Annotated in this window: 15 protein-coding genes and 3 pseudogenes; 11 read left to right on the forward strand and 7 right to left on the reverse strand. The window is 52.8% G+C overall.

All coding sequences use genetic code 11. The annotated features are described in order from the left end of the window. Positions 1 to 164 precede the first annotated feature (164 nt). From ABDK09_10815 to ABDK09_10825, 3 genes and pseudogenes are all read left to right on the forward strand, one after another. Positions 165 to 749 carry an RNA polymerase sigma factor gene (locus tag ABDK09_10815; protein ID XAW90009.1) on the forward strand — a complete coding sequence of 195 codons (585 nt, stop codon included), beginning with the start codon at positions 165 to 167 and terminating at the stop codon, positions 747 to 749. After that, a complete protein-coding gene (locus ABDK09_10820; GenBank protein XAW90010.1) occupies positions 746 to 1,453 on the forward strand; it encodes a ChrR family anti-sigma-E factor in 708 nt (235 codons plus the stop codon). The genes ABDK09_10815 and ABDK09_10820 overlap by 4 nt, the downstream gene beginning before the upstream one ends. 150 nt (positions 1,454 to 1,603) lie before the next feature. Further along, positions 1,604 to 3,047 (forward strand): annotated as a pseudogene (locus tag ABDK09_10825) (MDR family MFS transporter). 64 nt (positions 3,048 to 3,111) lie between these two features. Here ABDK09_10825 and ABDK09_10830 read toward each other — a convergent pair. The 3 genes from ABDK09_10830 to rdgC all read right to left on the reverse strand — a co-directional run bounded on the left by ABDK09_10830 (position 3,112) and on the right by rdgC (position 5,943). Continuing rightward, positions 3,112 to 3,366 carry a YfhL family 4Fe-4S dicluster ferredoxin gene (locus ABDK09_10830; protein ID XAW90011.1) on the reverse strand — a complete coding sequence of 85 codons (255 nt, stop codon included), beginning with the start codon at positions 3,364 to 3,366 and terminating at the stop codon, positions 3,112 to 3,114. A gap of 1 nt (position 3,367) precedes the next feature. Then, positions 3,368 to 4,768 (reverse strand): tRNA 5-hydroxyuridine modification protein YegQ, encoded by a 1,401-nt coding sequence (gene yegQ / locus ABDK09_10835; protein ID XAW90012.1) that lies wholly within the window; start codon positions 4,766 to 4,768, stop codon positions 3,368 to 3,370. Between the two features lie 260 nt (positions 4,769 to 5,028). Continuing rightward, the gene (gene rdgC, locus ABDK09_10840) at positions 5,029 to 5,943 is read right to left on the reverse strand and encodes a recombination-associated protein RdgC (protein XAW90013.1); all 915 of its coding nucleotides are present in this window, start codon (positions 5,941 to 5,943) and stop codon (positions 5,029 to 5,031) included. A gap of 216 nt (positions 5,944 to 6,159) precedes the next feature. Between rdgC and phoB the strand changes: the two genes are divergently transcribed. From phoB to ABDK09_10855, 3 genes and pseudogenes are all read left to right on the forward strand, one after another. Continuing rightward, positions 6,160 to 6,849, forward strand: coding sequence for a phosphate regulon transcriptional regulator PhoB (gene phoB, locus ABDK09_10845; GenBank protein XAW90014.1), 690 nt, complete (start codon positions 6,160 to 6,162; stop codon positions 6,847 to 6,849). A gap of 54 nt (positions 6,850 to 6,903) precedes the next feature. Continuing rightward, a pseudogene (gene phoR / locus ABDK09_10850) lies at positions 6,904 to 8,203 on the forward strand (phosphate regulon sensor histidine kinase PhoR). 2 nt (positions 8,204 to 8,205) lie between these two features. Continuing rightward, entirely contained in the window at positions 8,206 to 9,186 is a 981-nt protein-coding gene (locus tag ABDK09_10855; protein XAW90015.1) for a phosphate ABC transporter substrate-binding protein PstS family protein, read from the forward strand. 119 nt (positions 9,187 to 9,305) lie between these two features. Here ABDK09_10855 and ppx read toward each other — a convergent pair whose 3' ends face one another. After that, positions 9,306 to 11,009 carry an exopolyphosphatase gene (gene ppx / locus ABDK09_10860; protein XAW90016.1) on the reverse strand — a complete coding sequence of 568 codons (1,704 nt, stop codon included), beginning with the start codon at positions 11,007 to 11,009 and terminating at the stop codon, positions 9,306 to 9,308. Then, entirely contained in the window at positions 10,984 to 13,095 is a 2,112-nt protein-coding gene (gene ppk1 / locus ABDK09_10865) for a polyphosphate kinase 1 (GenBank protein ID XAW90017.1), read from the reverse strand. Before ppk1 ends, ppx begins: the two co-directional genes overlap by 26 nt. A gap of 418 nt (positions 13,096 to 13,513) precedes the next feature. On the opposite strand from ppk1, the gene ABDK09_10870 reads away from it, so the two are divergent. From ABDK09_10870 to phoU, 5 genes and pseudogenes are all read left to right on the forward strand, one after another. Further along, positions 13,514 to 15,715: an ABC transporter permease subunit gene (locus ABDK09_10870; GenBank protein XAW90018.1), complete on the forward strand. Its 2,202-nt coding sequence runs from the start codon at positions 13,514 to 13,516 to the stop codon at positions 15,713 to 15,715. An 11-nt stretch (positions 15,716 to 15,726) separates the two neighbouring features. After that, positions 15,727 to 15,861: a hypothetical protein gene (locus ABDK09_10875; GenBank protein ID XAW90019.1), complete on the forward strand. Its 135-nt coding sequence runs from the start codon at positions 15,727 to 15,729 to the stop codon at positions 15,859 to 15,861. Positions 15,862 to 15,867: 6 nt separating this feature from the next. Further along, positions 15,868 to 17,514: a phosphate ABC transporter permease PstA gene (gene pstA, locus ABDK09_10880; protein ID XAW90723.1), complete on the forward strand. Its 1,647-nt coding sequence runs from the start codon at positions 15,868 to 15,870 to the stop codon at positions 17,512 to 17,514. Beyond that, on the forward strand, positions 17,515 to 18,333 hold the full coding sequence (gene pstB / locus ABDK09_10885) for a phosphate ABC transporter ATP-binding protein PstB (GenBank protein ID XAW90020.1): 819 nt from the start codon (positions 17,515 to 17,517) through the stop codon (positions 18,331 to 18,333). A gap of 17 nt (positions 18,334 to 18,350) precedes the next feature. After that, positions 18,351 to 19,050 (forward strand): annotated as a pseudogene (phoU, locus tag ABDK09_10890) (phosphate signaling complex protein PhoU). 113 nt (positions 19,051 to 19,163) lie between these two features. On the opposite strand, the gene ppk2 reads toward phoU, so the two are convergent. Both ppk2 and ABDK09_10900 read right to left on the reverse strand, forming a co-directional pair. Further along, the gene (gene ppk2, locus ABDK09_10895) at positions 19,164 to 19,940 is read right to left on the reverse strand and encodes a polyphosphate kinase 2 (protein XAW90021.1); all 777 of its coding nucleotides are present in this window, start codon (positions 19,938 to 19,940) and stop codon (positions 19,164 to 19,166) included. Positions 19,941 to 19,993: 53 nt separating this feature from the next. Then, a complete protein-coding gene (locus ABDK09_10900) occupies positions 19,994 to 20,746 on the reverse strand; it encodes a copper homeostasis protein CutC (GenBank protein XAW90022.1) in 753 nt (250 codons plus the stop codon). Positions 20,747 to 20,798: the final 52 nt, after the last annotated feature.

The raw sequence follows: 20,798 nt of genomic DNA on the forward strand, positions 1-20,798 counted from the left end.
GTATTGAGCACTGTCAGTATTGGGTACTGGCAGTAAAAGCTGGCGCTATAATGAAAGGTGAGTGCCTTACAGCTTTGCTGTGATCTGAATGGATGATCAGCACGTATAATGTGCGTTAGGTGCAGGAAGGCCTGAATTTCAGGCCGCTAAGGACAGGACATCTCATGACAAATGTGAATCCACAAACCTTCAGCCGCCAGGACTGGACCCGGTGCATGGAGAAAGTTAAACAACGCGATAAGGAAGCTTTCGCGCTTATCTTTCATTATTTTTCTCCGCGGCTGAAACAGTTTGTTTTCAAGCATCTGGGTAACGAGCACGTCGCCGTTGAACTGGTTCAGGAAGCCATGACCACAGTATGGCACAAAGCCTATCTGTTTGATGGCTCCAAAAGTTCGTTATCGACTTGGGTCTACACCATTGCACGTAATTTGTGTTTTGACCTGATGCGTAAACAGAAAGGTAAGGAGCCTCATGTCCTTGCCGACGATATCTGGCCGGGAGATTTCTGCCCGCCTGACCTGGTTGAGCACTACGCTCCGGAGCATGAAATGCTGAAAGAGCAGGTGCTTAAATTTCTCGACACTCTGCCGGAAGCGCAGCAAAAAGTGGTACGTGCGGTTTACCTTGAGGAAATTCCTCATCAGCAAGTGGCCGACATGTTTGACATTCCGCTCGGTACGGTCAAATCACGCTTGCGTCTGGCAGTGGAAAAACTCAGAACTTCAATCGATGCGGAGCGGTTATGAGCTACCATCCAGATTTTTCATTACTTGAAGCCTATGCCCAAGGCTCTATTGATGCCATTCATGGCGTGTCTGTGGCCACTCATCTGGAGATGTGTCCACACTGCCGCCAGCAAACCCGGCAATTGGAAGAGCACTGCGGAGACGCACTGCTCAAATTAGAAACGAGCTCCAACTTAGAAACCATATCCAGTGTGGTACCCGCGGAGCCAACAGCCGATGCTCACTGGCAGCAGATGCTGGAGCAGATCATTAACAGCGATGCGCCTGCGCGGCCCAAACTGACACGGGTCAAGGCGCCGGTTGTGTCGGTAAACGGACGGCAAATTACTGTGCCGCGTGCGCTGAAGCGTTTCGTGTCATCCGAGGCAAAATGGCGCAGTTATGGCGGCAAGGTGTTCAGCCTGGCGTTGCACAGTGATGACAACACGCACATGAATCTGATGTATATCAGTGCCGGCGTGAGTATTCCGCAGCACACCCATCTGGGCACAGAATCGACTCTGGTGCTGCATGGCGGTTTCAAAGATGAAGATGATCATTATGACGCCGGTGATTTCATTCTGCGCGATGGCAGTGTGCGTCATTCCCCCCAAACTGCGCAGGATCAGGACTGCCTGTGTCTGACTGTGCTGACTGAGCCAATGCTGTTTACCCGCGGTGTGGCACGGTTGTTTAATATGTTTGGCAAAGGGCTTTATCCTTAAGAGCTTTATCCTTAAGGTCAGTTTCTTCACCTGTACTCCTGATGGCCACTTTGTGGCCTTTTTTTTGTCCTGACCACACTTCTCTGGCATTTTCGCGCCGGGTTCAGTGTATGATGCATGAGTATTCAATCTATTACATAAAATCGAATTATGTCTCAGCCTATTGATAAAAAGACTTTTCTCAGCCTGTTCGCCACAGTGTTTCTGCCAATGTTTCTGGCTGCGGTGGATCAGACTCTGCTGGCCACGGCTACTCCGGCCATCGTCAGCGATCTGGGTGACATTCAACTCTCTTCCTGGATTGCGGTCGGTTATATGCTGGCCGGTGCGGCTTCAGTGCCGATCTATGGCTGGCTGGGTGATCAATATGGTCGTAAACGTATGCTCGGGATTGCGCTCAGCATCTTTGCACTTGGCTCTCTGGTTTGTGCGCTGGCGGTCAACATGCCGGGTCTGGTCGCAGGGCGGATTATCCAGGGCTTGGGCAGTGGCGGCCTGATGAGCCTGTCACAGGCATTGATTGGCGAACTGGTCGCACCGCGTCAGCGGGCGCGTTTTCAGGGCTACTTTTCGGCGCTGTTTGCGCTGTCGAGTATCGGTGGCCCGGTGCTGGGCGGGGTGATAGTGACTTATCTCTCCTGGCAATGGCTGTTCTGGATTAATCTGCCGCTGGTTGCGCTGGCGCTGTTTCGTTTATCGCGTCTGCAGTCGAGTCAGGTTAAAAGCGCCACAAGCAGCATCGACTTTGCGGGGCTGCTGTTGTTTCCGACCCTGATGACGACGATCATTTACTGGCTGTCTGCCGGTGGCCATTACTTTGCCTGGGGATCAGAAACCAGCCTGCTGCTACTGGGTGTGTTTATGCTGTTAGTAGTGAGCTTTGTATGGCAGCAGAAGCGGGTTCGTCACTCTTTTTTGCCTTTACCTTTGCTGGTGCGTAAAGAGATTCATGTGCCTTTGATTTCGACTTTCCTGTTTGCTTCGTGTCTGTTCGGGCTGGTCTTTTTCCTGCCGATTTTCATGCAAATCGGTCTGGGCGTCAGTGCGGCCCGTTTCCGGGCTGCTGATGATCCCGCTTTCGGCCGGCATTATCAGTGGTTCATTTATCACCGGCAAACTGATTGCGCGCAGCGGGGTGCCGAAATGGATTCCGGTGTGCGGTATGAGCCTGAGTACGCTGGCGTTTATGGCGTTAGCCATGGTGGATATGGGGCCGAATGCGGTCAGTGCGGTCGGCTTTGTATGCTGCCTTGGTCTCGGCACTGTGATGCCATCGACCCAGGTGCTGATTCAGACCGTGGCCGGTAAAGCCAGTCTGGGGCGGATAACCTCTATGGCGGCGCTGTGTCGTTCGCTGGGCGCGTCAGTCGGTACGGCGGTATTTGGTACCCTGATTTATTCGCAAATCCCCGGTTTTGATGCCAGCAGCTCAATCAGTACCTTACTGGCGACGCCGCAGAATGTGGTTGCGGACGCGTTCCAGACCGGCTATCTGCTTGCGGCGCTGCTTGCGTTTATCTGTGTGCTCAACGCGGCGCGGGCACCGTTGATTCAGCTTGATGACTACAGTTGGGCGACGGAAAAAAGCGCATAAAAAAACGGTCTCAGCTGAGACCGTTTTTTGTCTGGGTTGCGCCACTGTGAAGAGGCGCAACCTGTCAGGCCAGACCCTGAATGATCACGAATTTCTCTAACAGCTCTTCTTCTGTTTCAATGTGGTTCGGATCAACAATGATGCATTTCGTGATCGGACACACCGACTGACAGGTCGGCTTGTCGTAGTGACCTTTACATTCGGTACACAGATCCGGGTCAATCTCAAAGATGGAGTCGCCCATCGAGATGGCCCCGTTCGGGCATTCCGGATCGCACATATCACAGTTAATGCACTTATCAGTGATCAATAAGGCCATATTATTTGCCTGTTGGGTTACGGGTATCCTGACCAGCGTTAAGGTTACGCATCAGTAGAGCGTAGTTCAGATCCATATCCTGTGGAACTGGAATATAGACAAAGTGGCCGTTGCCTTTCGCATCGTCAATTACTTCGCCTTTACGGTTTTCCATCGCTTCCAGAGTGAAAACAACGTTACCTTTTGGCGTCATCAGCTCCAGGCTGTCGCCCAGGATGAATTTGTTCTTCACTTCTACTTCTACCATGTCGCCACGGCGTTTACCGGTGAACTCACCGACGAACTGCTGTGCATCAGATACAGAGTAGCCGTAGTCGTAGTTCTGGTACGCGTCATGCGTGTGACGACGCAGGAAGCCTTCGGTGTAACCACGGTGCGCCAGGCTTTCCAGCGTGCCCATCAGGTTCTCATCGAACGGTTTACCTGCCACAGCATCATCGATCGCTTTGCGGTAAACCTGAGCAGTACGTGCACAGTAGTAGAATGACTTAGTACGACCTTCGATTTTCAGTGAGTGCACACCCATCTTGGTCAGACGCTCAACGTGTTGTACCGCACGCAGGTCTTTGGAGTTCATGATGTAAGTGCCGTGCTCATCTTCATAAGCGGCCATCTTCTCTTCCGGACGGTGGCTTTCAGACAGCAGAACCACGTCATCAATTGGCTTACCACGGCCGATGGTGGTTTCCGGACGCTCTTCCTGCACTTCAATCGCCTGAGCGGCATTCGGATCGAATTGTTCAACGATTTGACCCGCTTCGTCTTCTTTGCCTTTCTCAACTTTGTATTCCCAACGGCAGGCGTTGGTACAGGTGCCTTGGTTCGGGTCACGTTTGTTGATGTAGCCAGACAGCAGGCAACGACCTGAGTAAGCCATACACAGTGCGCCGTGTACGAAAACTTCCAGCTCGGTTTCCGGACAGTGTTCACGAATCTCTTCGATCTCTTCCAGAGACAGCTCGCGAGAGACGATAACGCGCTCAACGCCGTTGGCTGCCCAGAATTTAACCGTGGCCCAGTTTACCGCGTTCGCCTGTACTGACAGGTGAATCGCCATGTCAGGGAAAGCTTCACGTACCATCATGATCAGACCCGGGTCAGACATGATCAGCGCGTCCGGACCCATATCAACCACAGGTTTCAGATCGCGGATGAAGGTTTTCAGCTTCGAGTTGTGCGGCTGGATGTTACATACCACGTAAAAGCGTTTGCCCTGGGCGTGCGCTTCATCGATACCGATTTGCAGGTTCTCGTGGTTGAATTCGTTGTTACGTACACGCAGGCTGTAACGCGGCTGGCCGGCGTACACAGCATCCGCACCGTAGGCGAACGCGTAACGCATGTTTTTCAGGCTACCTGCCGGTGACAGCAGTTCAGGTACGAAAGTTTTCTCAGTAGTCATTGCTTCTTTATCTCAATCTGATCTCAAGTCAGGCCAATGCCACCTGATGGCATTGGAAGGGGCACAAATTTTACGTCAAAATGTGAGCCATGACCAGTTGAGATTGCAGATGAGAATAGCAGCTGAACACGCAGTGTACGCTGCCGGGCTCATACCTGATAAGCCGATAGATGACAGGTTGATAACGGACAGTCTCAATCACGGATAGCTTCAAAAAAGTCAGGCCGGTCACAACGGACCGGCCTGACTCGGGGAGGGGCTTAAGCGTCGGCGTGCGGCAGGCCGCCTAACGCGTCGAACAGATTCGGCAGCAAGGCGGAAAACTCGCCGCACATCAGCGAGAAATCGGCATCGAAACGCGCCGCCTGATCTTCACGCGGAATGTCTTCGTTCTGATCTTTCAGTTCATCGCTGAAGGTGATGCGTTTGATGCTGCAGTCTTCGGCCAGGATAAAGCTCAGACGATCCTGCCAGTTGACAGCCAGCTTGGTCACCACTTTATTGGCTGCAATGTGATTGAGAATCTCATCGCTGGTCAGTTCCTGTTTTTTACAACGCACGACGGCGCCGTCATCGAGAGTCGATGTCAGCTCGGCTTCATCCAGCAGGTTGAACCCTTGCGGCAGGTTGCCGTCTTTGACCCATTGCGTCAGGGTGGTTTCGACCGCCACTTCCGGAATAGCCGGAACTACCGGCAGGCTGCCCATGGTTTTACGCAGCAGCGCCAGCACGTCTTCGGCTTTTTTGTAGCTGCTGGCGTCGACCAGAATCAGCCCTTGCGACGGCATGATCAGCACAAAGGTGTACTGGCTGCGGCTGAACGCGCGTGGCAGCAGATCGATGACGATATCGTCTTTGATATTGTCCTTTTCTTTCTTTTTCAACGGGCGGCCTTCTTCGGCTTCCATTGCTTCAACCTTGGCATTGAGTGAGTCTTTGATCACTGAGGCCGGGAGCATTTTTTCTTCTTTCTTGGCACAGATGAGAATGCGGTCTTCACTGACGTGAGTCATCATGTCGCCATGTTTGCCCATCGCATGTACCCAGCCGAATTTCTGTTTGTCCTGGCTGCCACAAGGGGTGAAGCGAAACTCTGCCAGTTGCTGTTCCAGCTGGTCGGCATTGAAGTTGATATCGCGGTTAACGCGATAGACCATACAGTTTTTAAACCACATATCTATTTCTTTTCCTTGTTCGAAAGCGTGACATCATAGGACATCTCACTGGCAATGTCTCACGGCGAATTCAAAAAATTGCCACCCGAAACCAGGTTGATATAACGATGAATTTGATAAGAAAGTTATATTAAAAATTGTTTGCAAAGGTCACAAAAGTGTCATAATCATTTCTCATAATGCACAGCGTTGATTAAATAAAAAGGTTATTCAATTATGTCTAGAAGGATTCTGGTTGTTGAAGACGAAGCACCGATTCGTGAAATGCTGTGTTTCGTGCTTGAACAAAAAGGTTATCAGGCAGTGGAAGCCGAAGACTATGACACTGCGGTGAATAAACTGGCTGAACCCTTCCCTGATCTGGTCCTGCTTGATTGGATGCTGCCTGGTGGCAGCGGCATTAACTTCATCAAGCATATGAAACGTGAAGAGCTGACACGCAACATTCCGGTTGTGATGCTGACTGCGCGTGGTGAAGAAGAAGATAAAGTCCGTGGCCTGGAAGTCGGCGCTGATGACTACATTACCAAACCTTTCTCTCCTAAAGAGCTGGTGGCTCGTCTCAAAGCGGTGATTCGCCGTGTGACGCCAACGGCACTGGAAGACGTGATTGATGTGCAGGGTCTGAAACTGGATCCGGTATCGCACCGTGTGACAGCCAATGATGATGCATTGGATATGGGCCCGACCGAATTCAAAATGCTGCATTTCTTTATGACTCACCAGGAACGGGTGTACAGCCGCGAGCAGCTGCTGAACAACGTCTGGGGGACGAACGTTTACGTGGAAGACCGTACCGTTGATGTGCATATCCGCCGTTTGCGTAAAGCACTGGAAGAAGCGGGTCACGATAAGCTGATCCAGACAGTGCGCGGCGCCGGCTACCGTTTCTCAACCAAAGCGTAAGGGGACTGACGCCGGTCCTGGATTCCGCCGAATCGGATGCGGCATGAAGACATTATGGTTGAACGTTTAACTTGGAAAAAGCTGGCCTGGGAGCTGGCTTTTTTTTACCTGCCCTGGGTTGTGGTCGGGTGGATATTCGGATACATGCCGTGGTTGCTGTTAGCGGCCACGGCTTTGCAGCTTGTATGGCATTTGCATAACCAGATGCGCCTTTCCGCCTGGCTATGGGACGAAAAGCGTCTCACGCCGCCGTCCGGTTTCCGGCAACTGGGAGTCGCTGTTTAACGGCATTTACCGCCTGCAGCAGCGCCAGCGCAAAAAACGCAAAGAGCTGACCAACCTGATTCGCCGTTTCCGTAACGGGGCGGAATCGCTGCCCGATGCTGTCGTGGTGTTTCGCGGTGAAGGCAATATTGTCTGGTGTAACCGTCTGGCTCAGCATTTGCTCGGTTTTCGCTGGCCGGATGATGCCGGACAGCCGATCTCTAACCTGATTCGCACCCCGGATTTCATCAAATATCTGCAAAAAGGCGACTTCACGGAGCCGCTCGACATGCGTTCGCCGCTCAATGTGGAACGTTCGCTCGAACTGCGGATTGTGCCGTATACCGAAGGCGAGCACCTGATGGTGGTGCGTGATGTCACTCAGCTTAAGCAGCTGGAAGGCATGCGCCGTAACTTCTTTGCCAACGTTTCCCATGAGCTGCGCACCCCGATGACGGTGCTGCAGGGTTACCTGGAGATGACCGAAGATCCGGATATGCTGGTCGGTCCGATGTGGCCGAAAGCGCACGGCGTGATGACCGAGCAGCTCAACCGCATGAACAGCTTGGTCAGTCAGCTGCTGACCTTGTCCAAGATTGAAGCGTCGCCGATTCATGAGCTGGACGAAGTGGTTGATGTCCCTTCGATTCTGGAGATTCTGGAAAAAGAAGCGGTCAGCCTGAGCGGTGATGATCAGCATCAGCTCCATTTTGACGTCGACAAGAAGCTGCGTGTGCTGGCAGACGAAGATCAGTTACGCAGTGCGATCTCAAATCTGGTGTATAACGCGGTCAAATACACGCCGCCCGGCGCCGAAATTAACGTGCGCTGGTATCAGAGCCCGCAGGGCGCCTGTCTGGAAGTGGAAGATAAAGGCGACGGTATCGAGCCGCAGCACCTGCATCGTCTGACTGAGCGTTTTTACCGCGTCGATAAAGCGCGTTCACGTGATACCGGCGGCAGTGGTTTAGGGCTGGCGATTGTAAAACATGCCTTGTCGCATCATGACTCTCATTTAGAAATTAAAAGCCAGGTTGGTGTCGGCAGCCAGTTCTCGTTTGTGCTGCCCAAACGCCTGGTGGTGAAGTAACCATGTGGAAAAAAATGACTCTGTTGGCGCTGCTGGCGGCCAGTTTTGGCCCGGCGTCGGCAGAGGCCTTAAGTGATAATGGCTTAAGTGACTATGACTTAAGTGACTATGAAAAAACATCCGGCGTGGCCGGTAACCTGCTTACGGTCGGTTCCGATACCTTAGCCGGGATGACCACCTTGTGGGTGGAAGAGTTTAAATCGATTTACCCCAATGTGATTGGTCAGGTGCAGGCATCCGGCTCTGCCACCGCGCCACCGGCGCTGACCGAAGGTACGGCCCAGTTTGGCCCGATGAGCCGGCCGATGCGCAGCGGCGAAATCGAAGCGTTTGAGCGCACCTATGGTTATAAACCGACCGCGCTGCGGGTGGCGATTGATGCGATTGGTATCTTTGTGCATCGCGATAATCCAATCAAAGGACTTAATTTCACCCAGCTCGACAGTATTTTCTCCGCCACTTTGCGCTGCGGTGCGACTGAGTCGGTCGAACGCTGGGAGCAACTTGGTTTGCCTTATGAGTGGGCAAAACGTGGTATTCAGATGTTCGGCCGTAACTCGGTATCCGGTACGTATGGCTACTTTAAGCAAAATGCACTGTGCGGCGGGGATTTCAAACGCAGCGTCAACGAACAGCCGGGCTCGGCCTCGGTGGTGCAGTCTGTGGCTTCCACCATCAACACCATAGGTTATTCCGGGGTCGGTTACCGGGTCTCCGGGGTTAAGTTACTGCCGATTGCGGTAGAAGGTGACCAGTATGTTGAGCCGACCCGTGCGAACATTTTGTCCGGTGACTATCCTCTGTCGCGCTATCTTTACGTTTATATCAACAAGAATCCGACCCGCGAGCTGAGTCCGGTGGAGCGTGAATTTATCCGCTTTATCTTCTCCAGACAGGGGCAGGACATGGTGGCCAAAGATGGCTATCTGCCTATCTCACCCGAATTGGCTCATCAGGAGTTGCACAAGGTCGGGATCGAATAAGTCAGGGCGTGCATGATCCGCATATATCCTCCACTAATAAAACAAGCCAGCATTGTGCTGGCTTGTTGCATTTTGTTTGTCTGGTTAACGGTGGCGTTTGCTGTGAAAATCTGAGCGGCTCAGAAGCTTAGCTGCCAGCCGGCGCTGTGCCAGTACTCCTGTTCACTGAGCAGGTCAGCATGCAGCAGCTTGTTGTTCTCCAGCCAGTCTTGTTCCACGCATTTGAGCTGCCATTCGTCGTCTTTGATTTCAAGGCTCAGCTCCGGTAACGGGTCTTCATTGCGCTGGCCGTTCACCACAATCGCCAGGCGCAGCACCCGGATCAGGCCAAGGATATGCTTTTTCTTGAACAGCGAAAAATCGGCCATTTCATTGAGTTTTAACGCTTTACGCTGGAAACGGGCCAGCGTTGACAGCACCAGCTGTTGCTCGCTGTTAAAGCCAGGCATGTTGGTGTGATGCAAAATGTAGGCGGAGTGGCGGTGAAATGCCTGCAAGCTGATACTCAGACCGACTTCATGCAGCAGGGCGCTCCATTCCAGCAAATCGAACAGCTCGTTATTCTTTTTCAGCCCCAGTTCAGCGGCGACCTGATCGAGAAATTCGCGTGCCTGGCCTTTGACCTTGGCTGCGTGTTCCAAATCAACCAGATGTTTCGTCGCCAGGTTTTCCGTGGTGCGCAGACGGATATCAGAATATTTGAACCTGTCTTCCATCTCATACAGCAAACCTTCACGCAGCGCGCCGTCGGAGAAGAACATCTCTTTGATCTTGAGCGCATGAAAAATCGCACTCAGGATAGCGACCCCGGCCGCAAACACAGGTTTACGGTCCTCGGTCAGGCCGGAGAGCTGAATGTCGTCAATCGAGTTCCAGTCACACAGTTTGTCGATCAGTTTACTCAGCCGCTCTTCGGTAATGATGCCATCATCAAATCCGAGGCCGATCAGCACTTCGTGAATCGCTTTCACGGTACCGGATGAACCAAAAGCGATTTTCCAGCCCAGTTTGCGGTACTTACTGGCTACCGACTCCAGTTTCTGTTCGGCCGCCAGCATCGCCTGGGCAAAATTTTTCTTCGACAGTTTGCCATTAGAAAAATAGCGGTCGGTATAGGAGACGCAGCCCATCTGTTTACTGTTGACCAGCTCGGCATCAAAGCCTTTGCCTATCACCATTTCGGTACTGCCGCCGCCGATATCGACCACCAGCATCGATTCAGCCTGAGGCTGAGTATGCGCCACACCCAGATAAATCAGGCGTGCTTCTTCCGTGCCGGGAATAATCTCGATCGGGTAGGGCAGCACTTCCTGCGCGCGTTGCAGAAAAATATGCGCGTTATTGGCCTGACGCAGGGTATGCGTCGCGGCGATACGTACATTGTCGGCATCAATGCCCTGCAGACGCTCGGCAAACATCGCCAGACACTCGAGTCCGCGCTCTATCGAGGCGTTATCGAGATTGCGCTGTTCATCCAGACCTGAAGCGAGACGGACCCGCTGTTTGTGGCGGCTGATCAGCTGTAAATCCTGATCAACGACTTTCGCCACCACCATGTGAAAGCTGTTCGAGCCTAAGTCAATCGCGGCGATTTCACGGGTACTGGTCTCATCGCGAACAGAACTATCATCGCGAAGATAAGTACCATCGCGAAGAGAACTATCACCTGACACCTGTTCAGGCCGGGTGTCATTCACGCTGTCGTTGACAGGCGTATCCTTTTCAGGTGCCAAGTTTTTAGACTGATCGCTTTTAGGCTGATCGTTGTCAGGCTTAGTGTTTTCAGATTTAGCGTGGTCAGACGTGCTGCTGGGCTGAGTCATGGATATCTGCTGATCCCTTATGCTTACGTGTTTGTTTTTCTACATTTTTAAGATAGTCATAAATCGCCAGTTGTGAACGAACTTTCTTGCGGTTACCGCGGTTAACGTAGCGGTTACTCATTTCTTTATCGATCACCCGTGCTTTGACGGTATCGGTAAACTGTAGATTGATGATGTCTATAATACGCTGTTTCAGCCGCTCGTCACGCACTGGTGCGGTGACTTCGATACGGTGATCAATATTACGTGTCATCCAGTCAGCAGAAGAGATATAAACCTTTGGATTGCCTTCATTATGTGTGATCAGTACCCGCGGGTGCTCCAGGAAGCGATCGACAATACTGATGATACGAATGTTATCGCTGATGCCTTCCACGCCGGGCACCAGAGAGCACATGCCGCGAATGATCATCTTTATCTGCACGCCGGCACTGCTGGCGGCGTACAGTTTGTTGACCAGACCGGGATCGACCAAGTTATTGACCTTGAGAGTAATGGCCGCTTTTTTACCCGCTTGGGCGTTGGCGGTTTCCTCATCGATCAGACGGTACAACTGGTTGCGGGAATTACGCGGCGAAACAATCAGATGATTGAAATTCACCGGGCGGAACGGATTTTCAATGTAGCCGAACACGTTACGCACTTCGTTAGTGAGATCTTTGTCGGCGGTCAGCAGGGAAAAGTCGGTATAGATACGCGCGGTCTTTTCGTGGAAGTTACCGGTACCGATATGGGCGTAACGGACAAATTCATTCTCTTCGCGGCGGGTGATCAGTAGCAGCTTGGCGTGGATTTTCATCCCCGGGGTACCAAACACCACGTGCACGCCGGCTTCAGTCAGCACCCGCGACCATTCGATGTTGGCCTCTTCATCAAAACGGGCCTGCAGCTCCACCACCACAACGACATTTTTGCCGTTATGGACCGCGTCAATCAGTGAGTTCATCAGACGTGAGTCTTTCGCGACACGATAGATGTTGATTTTAATGCTGACCACTTTCGGGTCAAAGGATGCCTGACGCACCAGCTCGGTAATGTGCTCGAAGCTGTGGTACGGGTAGTGCAGCAGGATGTCCTGCGCTTTGATGGCGTCAAAGGCGTTCAGATAGCCTTCAAAATCGGCGCACTTGATCGGCGGCAGCGGACGGTTTTCCAGATAGTCACGTCCCACGTTCGGAAAGCCGATAAAGTCTTTAAAGTTGTGATAGCGCCCGCCCGGCAGCAAACTGTCGTAATGGGAAATCTGCAGTTTTTCGCACAGGAAGTTAAGCATCTGCTCCGGCATATCGCGTTCGTAAACAAACCGCACCGGCATCGCGGTCAGGCGCTGGTTAAGGCCTTCCGACATCAGTTCCAGCAGGCTGTATTCCACTTCATGACTAAGATCGTATTCCGCATCGCGGGTCATTTTGATCGCATAGCCATTGAGCGAGTCGTAATCGAAAAAGCCGCGGAAAATATCGTCCAGGCAGTAACGGATGATGTTGTCGAGCAGAATGATGGTCTTGCGGCGCTTGCCTTTTTGTTCCGGCACCATAACAAAACGCGGCAGGTGATCGGTCGGAATTTCGATTAGCGCGTAGTGCGATTCATCGCCTTTTTTCAGGTCGGTGGCGATATAGGCGTATTCATCTTTGAGGAACTGCAGCACATCGATGTCATCTTTCATCAGCAGCGGAGTGATGTGAGGCAGCACTTCTTTATGGAAGTACTTGGTGATCCAGCGCTGCTGCGCTTCATCGAGCTGGGTTTCGTTGACCAGGAAAATGCGTCGCCGTGCCATCTCAAGAATGATGTCATTATACAGGTTGTCGAAATCCTGATTGAGCTTGAATGCTTTACTCTGCATACGGCTGAGCAGATGTTTATTGGAGTCATTGCCGCCGCGTTCACGGTTGATCAGAATGCGCCGTTTTACATCGGAGAAGCGTACTTTATAGAATTCATCCAGGTTGTTGGAGAAAATGCCCAGAAAACGGATACGTTCAACCAGCGGCACGGTCTTATCGGCTGCTTCCTGCAGCACCCGCTCGTTAAAAGAGAGCCAACTTAATTCTTTATCGATATACAACTTTTCCGCGCTCATGACTTACCTACTGACTTGTTCTGGTGATTTTGTGTCTGGTTAAAATGACTTTTTAATGATTGTTTAGTTATTAACCGTGGGGTATTCATTGCAAATTAGTTTTTAAATATGACACTTTTATTGCAAAAGTGCGTACTCTCTATAGTTGTTTTATTTTCAGTTGTTTAATGTGATCTGTAATATAATTGTCACTTAACAGACATATAATCTTGTACTTGAGTATCTTCAATAAATGCACTGCGCAAACCGGTCGCTATAAGGTTTACAGCCACTCTGTTACCCGGGCCGGATTTCACCGCTGAGAGTCACACTCTTCAGGCGTTCCCCTTCAGACAGGTTAACACCTGCTCGTATTCGGGCGTGCAATGGCATTTTGATGACATTTTAGTGTAGCGGAGCGGCAGAGGTAGAGGGATTCATGGCACAGGCCGAGTTTTCATTGAAAGAGCGGGATCAAAAACGAATTATTAAGGATCGTCTTGTCCGTCTTGCAGTGACTGGTGGTGGTGTCAGTGTGCTTGGCGCCCTGATTCTGATCTTTGTCTATCTGGCGCTGGTGGTCCTGCCGCTGTTTTCCGATGCGAAACTGGAAACCGGCTATGCCAGTCAGCCCATTAACACCCCGGCGCCTAAAATGCTGGCGGTGGATGATTACGGTGAGCACGCGTTTGTTCTCAGCGCGCAGGGCAAAGCCGAATTCTGGTCGCTCAATCATGAGCGCAGCCTGCCATTATGGCGCGGTTCACTGCCGTTTAAACCGGTGCAGTTTGCGGCCGGTATGGCCGATAAGCGCTGGTTTGCGGTGACGGACGCGGCTAACCGGGTCTATGTTGCTCGTCCCCATTTTACCAATACCGTCACCGCGCAGGGGCGTCTGTTTATTCCTAAGCTGGAAGCGCTGCCGCTCGGTACGGACTGGCCACTGTTGCCTGAGTCAATTCATATTCAGCAGCTGGCGCTGGCGGTCAGCGACAGCACGGTCTTTTTTGCGACTTATCAGTCAGATAACCAGGTCTCGGTGCATTGGGCTGAGCGGAGCAATCCGGCCATTCGTCATGACTTTACCTTTACAGCCCCGTTTGACCAGCTTGATGAGATGAAGCTGACTCCAGACGGACGCAGCTTATATCTGCGCACTGGTTCTGAGCTGGCGGTGGCCGTGCGCGACGGCGTTAATTACCGCGTGCGTGAGGTGATTGATCTCAGCCAGGGCCAAGCCGCCCATGCTGTCAGTGCCATTAACCTGTTGTCCGGTGCGTACTCACTGCTGGTTTCCCACCAGGACGGACTGGTCACTCAATGGTTTGACGTGTTACGCGATGGTGAACGCCGCCTGACCCAGATCCGCGATTTTAAACTGGCCGAGCAGCTGCGTTTTATTCTGCCTGATACCTACAGCAAGGGCTTTTACAGTTTTTATCAGAACGGTACGGTGCAGAGTCACTACACCACCAGTGACAAACTGGTCGTGTTCGCCCGCGCCTATCAGCAGGTGCCGAAGCTGGCGGCGATGTCATCCAATGAACGTTATCTGGCGACCTATGATCGCGGCACCATCAGCGTGGCTGAGGTGGATAACGGTTATCCGGAAGTGTCATTTTCGTCTCTGTGGCAGAAAGTGTGGTACGAAAGCTACCCTGAGCCGCAGTATGTGTGGCAGTCGACATCAGCCAGTGATGATTTCGAGGCCAAATTCAGTCTGGTACCGATAGCGTTCGGTACCTTTAAAGCGGCCTTGTATGCCATGCTGTTCGCGGTGCCGATCGCGGTGCTGGGCGCTATCTATACTGCTTATTTTATGGCGCCGAAAATGCGTCGGGTGGTTAAGCCGAGTATTGAACTGATGGAAGCGCTGCCGACGGTGATCATCGGTTTTCTGGCCGGCCTGTGGTTTGCGCCGATTGTGGAGAATAATCTCAGTGCGATTGCTGCGCTGGTGCTGTTTCTGCCTTTATCTGCATTGCTGATTGGTATGCTGTGGTCCTCTCTGCCCAAAACCTGGCTGCGCAGAATGGCCGGTGGCTGGCATGCGCTGATCCTGATCCCGGTGCTGCTGGCGGTCAGCGTGGTGATTTTGTCGTACAGCACAGACATTGAGCGCTGGCTGTTTGGCGGCGATGTGCAGGTTTTTCTGGCCCAGAACGGTATCGATTTTGACCAGCGTAATGCGCTGGTGGTCGGTTTTGCCATGGGCTTTGCGGTGATCCCGACCATTTTCACTATCGCGGAAGATGCGATTTTCTCCGTACCGAAACACCTCTCCGACGGTTCACTGGCTCTGGGGGCGACGCCGTGGCAGACCCTGATTCATGTGGTGCTGCTCACCGCCAGTCCGGGTATTTTCTCGGCGGTGATGATGGGGCTGGGACGCGCGGTGGGCGAGACCATGATCGTGCTGATGGCGACCGGTAATACGCCAATCCTGGACTGGAATATTCTCGAAGGCATGCGCACCTTATCGGCCACGATTGCGGTTGAATTGCCGGAATCGGAAGTGGGCAGCTCGCACTTCCGTATCTTGTTCCTGGCGGCGTTGCTGCTGTTTATGTTTACTTTTGCGGTCAACTCGCTGGCGGAATGGGTACGTCAGCGACTACGTGCCAAATACCGTTCCTTGTAGTGAGACGACAGATGCAATTTTTAGAAGAACAAATGCCCGTCTCAGGAACACAGATGCAACGCTCAGGAAGACAGGCGCAACTTTTAGCAAGACAGGCGCAACTCATAGTAAGACAGGCGATTAAAGATGCAAGTATGGGGTGGTAAATGAAAATTTCGCAGTGGATGAGATCCGGCGCCCCATGGATTTGGTTAACCGGTGGTGCGGTCAGTCTGAGTCTGATTTCGGTACTCGGCTTGCTGCTGCTGATTGGCTGGAAAGGGTTAACCTATTTCTGGCCCGCGCCGCTTTACCAATGGCAATCGCAAGACGGCCAGCATTTGGTGGGGCAGTTGTATGCATCCGAATCAGTGCCGGTCAGCCATTTGAAGGATATGGACATCGAGCTGCCGGACGAGGTGATCGAAGCAGGCAGCGCGACACGGCTTAATATCAAAATTGCCAACCGTGAACTGTATGGCAGCGATTTTGTCTCTATGTTGGCGCTTAAGCTGAGTGAGCCGACCAAACCTTCCGGCTGGATGGTGATAGAGCGGGCCCATGACGGCCAGTTTTACGGCAAGCCGCTTGGCTTTGAACAGGTCAATGGCAACATCAGCCCGCACATCGAGACCTTGCTCAGCCAGGGGCTGGAGCAGGCAGATGGGCTGCGCACCGAGATGGACGGCGTGATTAATGACCAGATTCGCCAGATTGGTAGTCAGGTCGAAAACCTGCGTCTTGAGCGGCGCCGTCATGAACTGAACGGCAAACTGACGGACGACTATCTGGCTCGTTATCGTGAGCGCAAGCAAGCGCTGGATGCCAAGCTGGTTGAGGCGGAAAAACACCTGGATTTCCTGCGCTCCCAGCTCAGTCATCAGGCGCTGCTGATGGAAGATATGCATGGTCTCAAGGTGCGGATTCCGCTCAGTCAGATTCTTGATTACTGGTTTCCGAATAACATGACTCTGGTGGAAAAAATCGCGCAGTGGGGCAAGCAGGTGTGGGTGTTTTTGTCTGATGACCCGCGCGAGTCCAACTCGGAAGGTGGCGTTTTTCCGGCCATTTTCGGCACGGTTTTTCTGGTGCTGATCATGTCGGTCATCGTGATGCCGCTCGGTGTAGTGGCGGCGGTTTACCTGCATGAGTACGCTAAAGACAATACCTTTACCCGCCTGATCCGGGTCGCGGTGATTAACCTCGCCGGGGTGCCGTCCATTGTGTACGGTGTGTTTGGCCTTGGTTTTTTTGTTTACACCATAGGTGCCTCTATCGACCAGCTGTTTTATGCCGAGCGCCTGCCGGCGCCGACATTCGGGACGCCTGGCCTGCTGTGGTCAGCCCTGACTCTGGCCGTGCTGACGCTGCCGGTGGTGATTGTGGCGACCGAGGAAGGCCTGACCCGGATTCCGCTCTCGGTACGGCACGGCTCTCTGGCATTAGGCGCGACTCAGTTTGAAACCATCTGGCGCATTGTTCTGCCGATGGCCAGCCCTGCTATGATTACAGGATTGATCCTGGCGATTGCGCGCGCTGCCGGTGAAGTAGCACCCCTGATGCTGGTCGGGGCGGTGAAGCTGGCGTCGAGCCTGCCGGTGGACGGGGAATTCCCGTTTGTGCATCTGGAGCGTAAGTTTATGCACCTCGGTTTTCATATTTACGACATCGGCTTTCAGACTTCGAATATTGAAGCCGCGCGCCCGCTGGTATACGCGACGTCATTTTTGCTGGTTACAGTGATCGTGGCTCTCAACCTCACGGCGATCAGCATTCGTAATAACTTACGCGAGAAATACCGAACTTTAGGACAAGATTAAATGCTTTCTGTCAATCAGGCGCTGGGTTACCAGGCGCCGCTCGACGTCAACAACTTAACCGATAAACAGACTGCGATTGCGATCGAAGACCTCAATCTGTTTTACAAACAGACCCGGGCATTGAACGATATTTCAATGCGGATTCCCAAAGGTCAGGTGACGGCGTTTATCGGTCCGTCCGGCTGTGGTAAGTCGACACTGCTGCGCTGTATCAACCGCATGAACGATCTGGTCGAAGGCTGCCGGGTAGAAGGGGAAGTCAAACTGCACGGTAAGAATGTTTACTCGCCGGAGGTGGATGTACCGACTCTGCGCCGCCGGGTCGGTATGGTGTTTCAGCGCCCCAATCCGTTTCCGAAGTCGATTTACGAGAATGTGGTGTATGGTTTGCGCCTGCAGGGGATTCGCAACAGCCGCGCGCTGGATGATGCCGCTGAGCATGCGCTGCGTGCTGCCGCTCTGTGGGATGAGGTTAAAGGACGCCTGCATGAGAATGCTTTTGGGCTGTCCGGTGGTCAGCAGCAGCGTCTGGTGATTGCACGCGCGATTGCGATAGAGCCGGAAGTACTGCTGCTTGATGAACCGACTTCGGCGCTCGATCCGATTTCGACCCTGACCATCGAAGAGCTGATTCATGAGCTGAAAACCAAGTACACGGTCGTGATCGTGACTCACAACATGCAACAGGCCGCGCGGGTCAGTGACCATACGGCTTTTATTCATATGGGAAAATTGATCGAGTACGCAGATACCGATTCTATTTTTACGTCACCATTGAAAAAACAGACTGAAGACTACATTACTGGGCGCTACGGTTAATCGATAAAGGAATCAATATGCAATTAGGTCGTCATATCTCAGGACAGTTTAACGTGGAGCTGGAGTCGATCCGCACGCATGTGCTGACGATGGGAGGCCTGGTTGAGCAGCAGTTGTCATTTGCCATGCAGGCGCTCAATAAAGGTGATGAAGATTTGGCGCGCAAAGTGGTGCGCGATGACCATAAAGTCAATGCGATGGAAGTGTCGATTGATGAGGCGTGCACACGCATTATTGCCAAGCGCCAGCCGACGGCCAAAGATCTGCGCTTGATCATGGCTATCATTAAGACCATCACTGACCTGGAAACGAATCGGCGACGTGGCGACTAAAATTGCCTATGTGGCGATTGAGAGCCCGGATGCCAAAGAGAGTCAGTTTCATGTCTCGCTCGAACCCTTGTGTCGCCAGGCGATTGATATGCTGCACCAGGTACTCGATGCGTTTGCACGTATGGATGTGGAAGCGGCGGCTCTGGTGCATAAGCTGGATGACAAGCTCGACAAAGAGTACGAAGCGGTGATTCGTCAACTGATGACGTACATGATGGAAGACCCGAAAAACATCCCGCATATTCTGCAGGTGATGTGGTCGGCGCGCTCCATTGAGCGGGTCGGCGACCGCTGCCAGAACATCTGTGAGTACATCATCTATTTCGTCAAAGGCAAAGATGTGCGCCATCTTGGCGATGAAGGCATCGATGACGCACTGCGTTAGAACTGATTGTATAATAAAGAGCGGCACGTATATAAAAACTTGCTCGTATATAAAAACCTGTGCGTATATAAAACTGGCGCCGGCGGAAGGAAGCGGCGCACTTCAGCAGCGGGTTAATACTTGAGCGGCACCAGAGTCTGTTCTTCTATCGGCGAGCGGACATAGCCTTCCTTGTTGATTTCCGGCAGGTGGATGGGCGGATATTCAATGCTGCGATATTCGATGCTGCTGAGCAGATGGCTGATGCAGTTAAGGCGCGCACTGCGCTTGTCATCGGATGGCACCACCCACCACGGGCACTGCTTGGTATCGGTGTAGGCAAACATCTTGTCTTTCGCTTTGGAGTAATCGGCCCAGCGGTGACGGGATTCCAGATCCATCGGACTGAACTTCCAGCGTTTAATCGGGGTTTTGATCCGCTCGAGAAAACGCTTTTCCTGCTCTTCATCTGAGACCGAGAACCAGTATTTGAGCAGAATAATCCCGGAGCGCTGCAACATACGTTCGAATTCCGGGCAGGAGCGCAGAAACTCTTCATACTCTTCGCCGCTGCAAAATCCCATCACTTTCTCTACCCCGGCGCGGTTATACCAGCTGCGGTCAAACAGCACGATTTCACCAGCCGCCGGCAGATGGGCAACATAGCGCTGAAAATACCACTGGGTTTTCTCTTTTTCCGTCGGCGCGGGCAGGGCGGCCACCCGGCACACCCGCGGGTTGAGCTTTTCGGTAATACGCTTGATCACGCCGCCTTTACCGGCCGCATCGCGGCCCTCAAAAATGACCACGACTTTGAGCTTTTCATGTTTGACCCACTCTTGCAGCTTAACCAGTTCAACCTGCAGCCGCTCGAGCTCTTTCTCGTACACTTTTCTTTTTAATTTGGTCATAGTTCACTCCTTTGATAAGCGCATATTAGCACCGACCTAATGCATCAACAGGCTTATGCTCCTGATTTGAGAGCTGATGCGGTATCTGCAATCGCCTGACGGTCGGTGACCGGTATGACAAAGTCATCCACTGCCGCTGCGCCCATTTTGCTCTGCGCGGCGATAAAACGCATTTTGCTGGCGCGGGTGGTTTTACCGGACAAGTGCAGCTCAGTCACGCCGGTGTGCTGCGCCAGGGCCCGCACATTGCCGGCATTGACCCCAGCCCCTGCCATAATCGCAATCCGTCCGTTACTCTGCCTGACCAGTTCGGCGATAAGGTCGGCACCTTGCAGCGCCGTCGGCGCCTGACCTGAGGTAAGCAGCCGCTCACAGCCCAAGTCAATGATGCTCTCCAGTGCTTGCTGCGCGTCCTGGCACTGGTCAAAGGCGCGGTGAAAGGTCACGCCAAGGCCAAGGCTGTGTGCCTGCTCAATCAGCGGCTGACAGCCTTGCTTATCCACTTCACCCTGCTCAGTCAGCAGCCCTAACACCACGCCTTGCAGTCCGGCTTGATGGGCCGCAGTGATATCGTGTTGCATGCAGGCAATATCGTCAGCGCTGTAGAGAAAATCCCCCTGACGCGGGCGGATCATGGCATACACAGGTACGGCAGACAGTTTTGCCGCCTGGCGCATCAACCCCCAACTTGGCGTCAGTCCCCCCAGTGCCAGTGATGAGCAGAGTTCGATGCGGGTAGCACCGCCAGCCAGAGCGTGCAGCAGCGATTCAATGGTGTCGATACAGACTTCGAGATGATAGGACATAGCTTGGCGACCAGTCAGAAAACAGAGCCCAGAGTGTAGCAAGGTTCGCTAC

This window comes from Vibrio sp. CDRSL-10 TSBA (assembly GCA_039696685.1).
Classification (GTDB): domain Bacteria; phylum Pseudomonadota; class Gammaproteobacteria; order Enterobacterales; family Vibrionaceae; genus Vibrio.

What these genes read in the sequence shown, in the direction of transcription:
- ABDK09_10815 (XAW90009.1), top strand. Translation starts at nt 165, where the DNA reads ATGACAAATGTGAATCCACAAACCTTCAGCCGCCAGGACTGGACCCGG.
- ABDK09_10820 (XAW90010.1), top strand. Translation starts at nt 746, where the DNA reads ATGAGCTACCATCCAGATTTTTCATTACTTGAAGCCTATGCCCAAGGC.
- ABDK09_10830 (XAW90011.1), bottom strand. Translation starts at nt 3,366, where the DNA reads ATGGCCTTATTGATCACTGATAAGTGCATTAACTGTGATATGTGCGAT.
- yegQ (XAW90012.1), bottom strand. Translation starts at nt 4,768, where the DNA reads ATGACTACTGAGAAAACTTTCGTACCTGAACTGCTGTCACCGGCAGGT.
- rdgC (XAW90013.1), bottom strand. Translation starts at nt 5,943, where the DNA reads ATGTGGTTTAAAAACTGTATGGTCTATCGCGTTAACCGCGATATCAAC.
- phoB (XAW90014.1), top strand. Translation starts at nt 6,160, where the DNA reads ATGTCTAGAAGGATTCTGGTTGTTGAAGACGAAGCACCGATTCGTGAA.
- ABDK09_10855 (XAW90015.1), top strand. Translation starts at nt 8,206, where the DNA reads ATGTGGAAAAAAATGACTCTGTTGGCGCTGCTGGCGGCCAGTTTTGGC.
- ppx (XAW90016.1), bottom strand. Translation starts at nt 11,009, where the DNA reads ATGACTCAGCCCAGCAGCACGTCTGACCACGCTAAATCTGAAAACACT.
- ppk1 (XAW90017.1), bottom strand. Translation starts at nt 13,095, where the DNA reads ATGAGCGCGGAAAAGTTGTATATCGATAAAGAATTAAGTTGGCTCTCT.
- ABDK09_10870 (XAW90018.1), top strand. Translation starts at nt 13,514, where the DNA reads ATGGCACAGGCCGAGTTTTCATTGAAAGAGCGGGATCAAAAACGAATT.
- ABDK09_10875 (XAW90019.1), top strand. Translation starts at nt 15,727, where the DNA reads ATGCAATTTTTAGAAGAACAAATGCCCGTCTCAGGAACACAGATGCAA.
- pstB (XAW90020.1), top strand. Translation starts at nt 17,515, where the DNA reads ATGCTTTCTGTCAATCAGGCGCTGGGTTACCAGGCGCCGCTCGACGTC.
- ppk2 (XAW90021.1), bottom strand. Translation starts at nt 19,940, where the DNA reads ATGACCAAATTAAAAAGAAAAGTGTACGAGAAAGAGCTCGAGCGGCTG.
- ABDK09_10900 (XAW90022.1), bottom strand. Translation starts at nt 20,746, where the DNA reads ATGTCCTATCATCTCGAAGTCTGTATCGACACCATTGAATCGCTGCTG.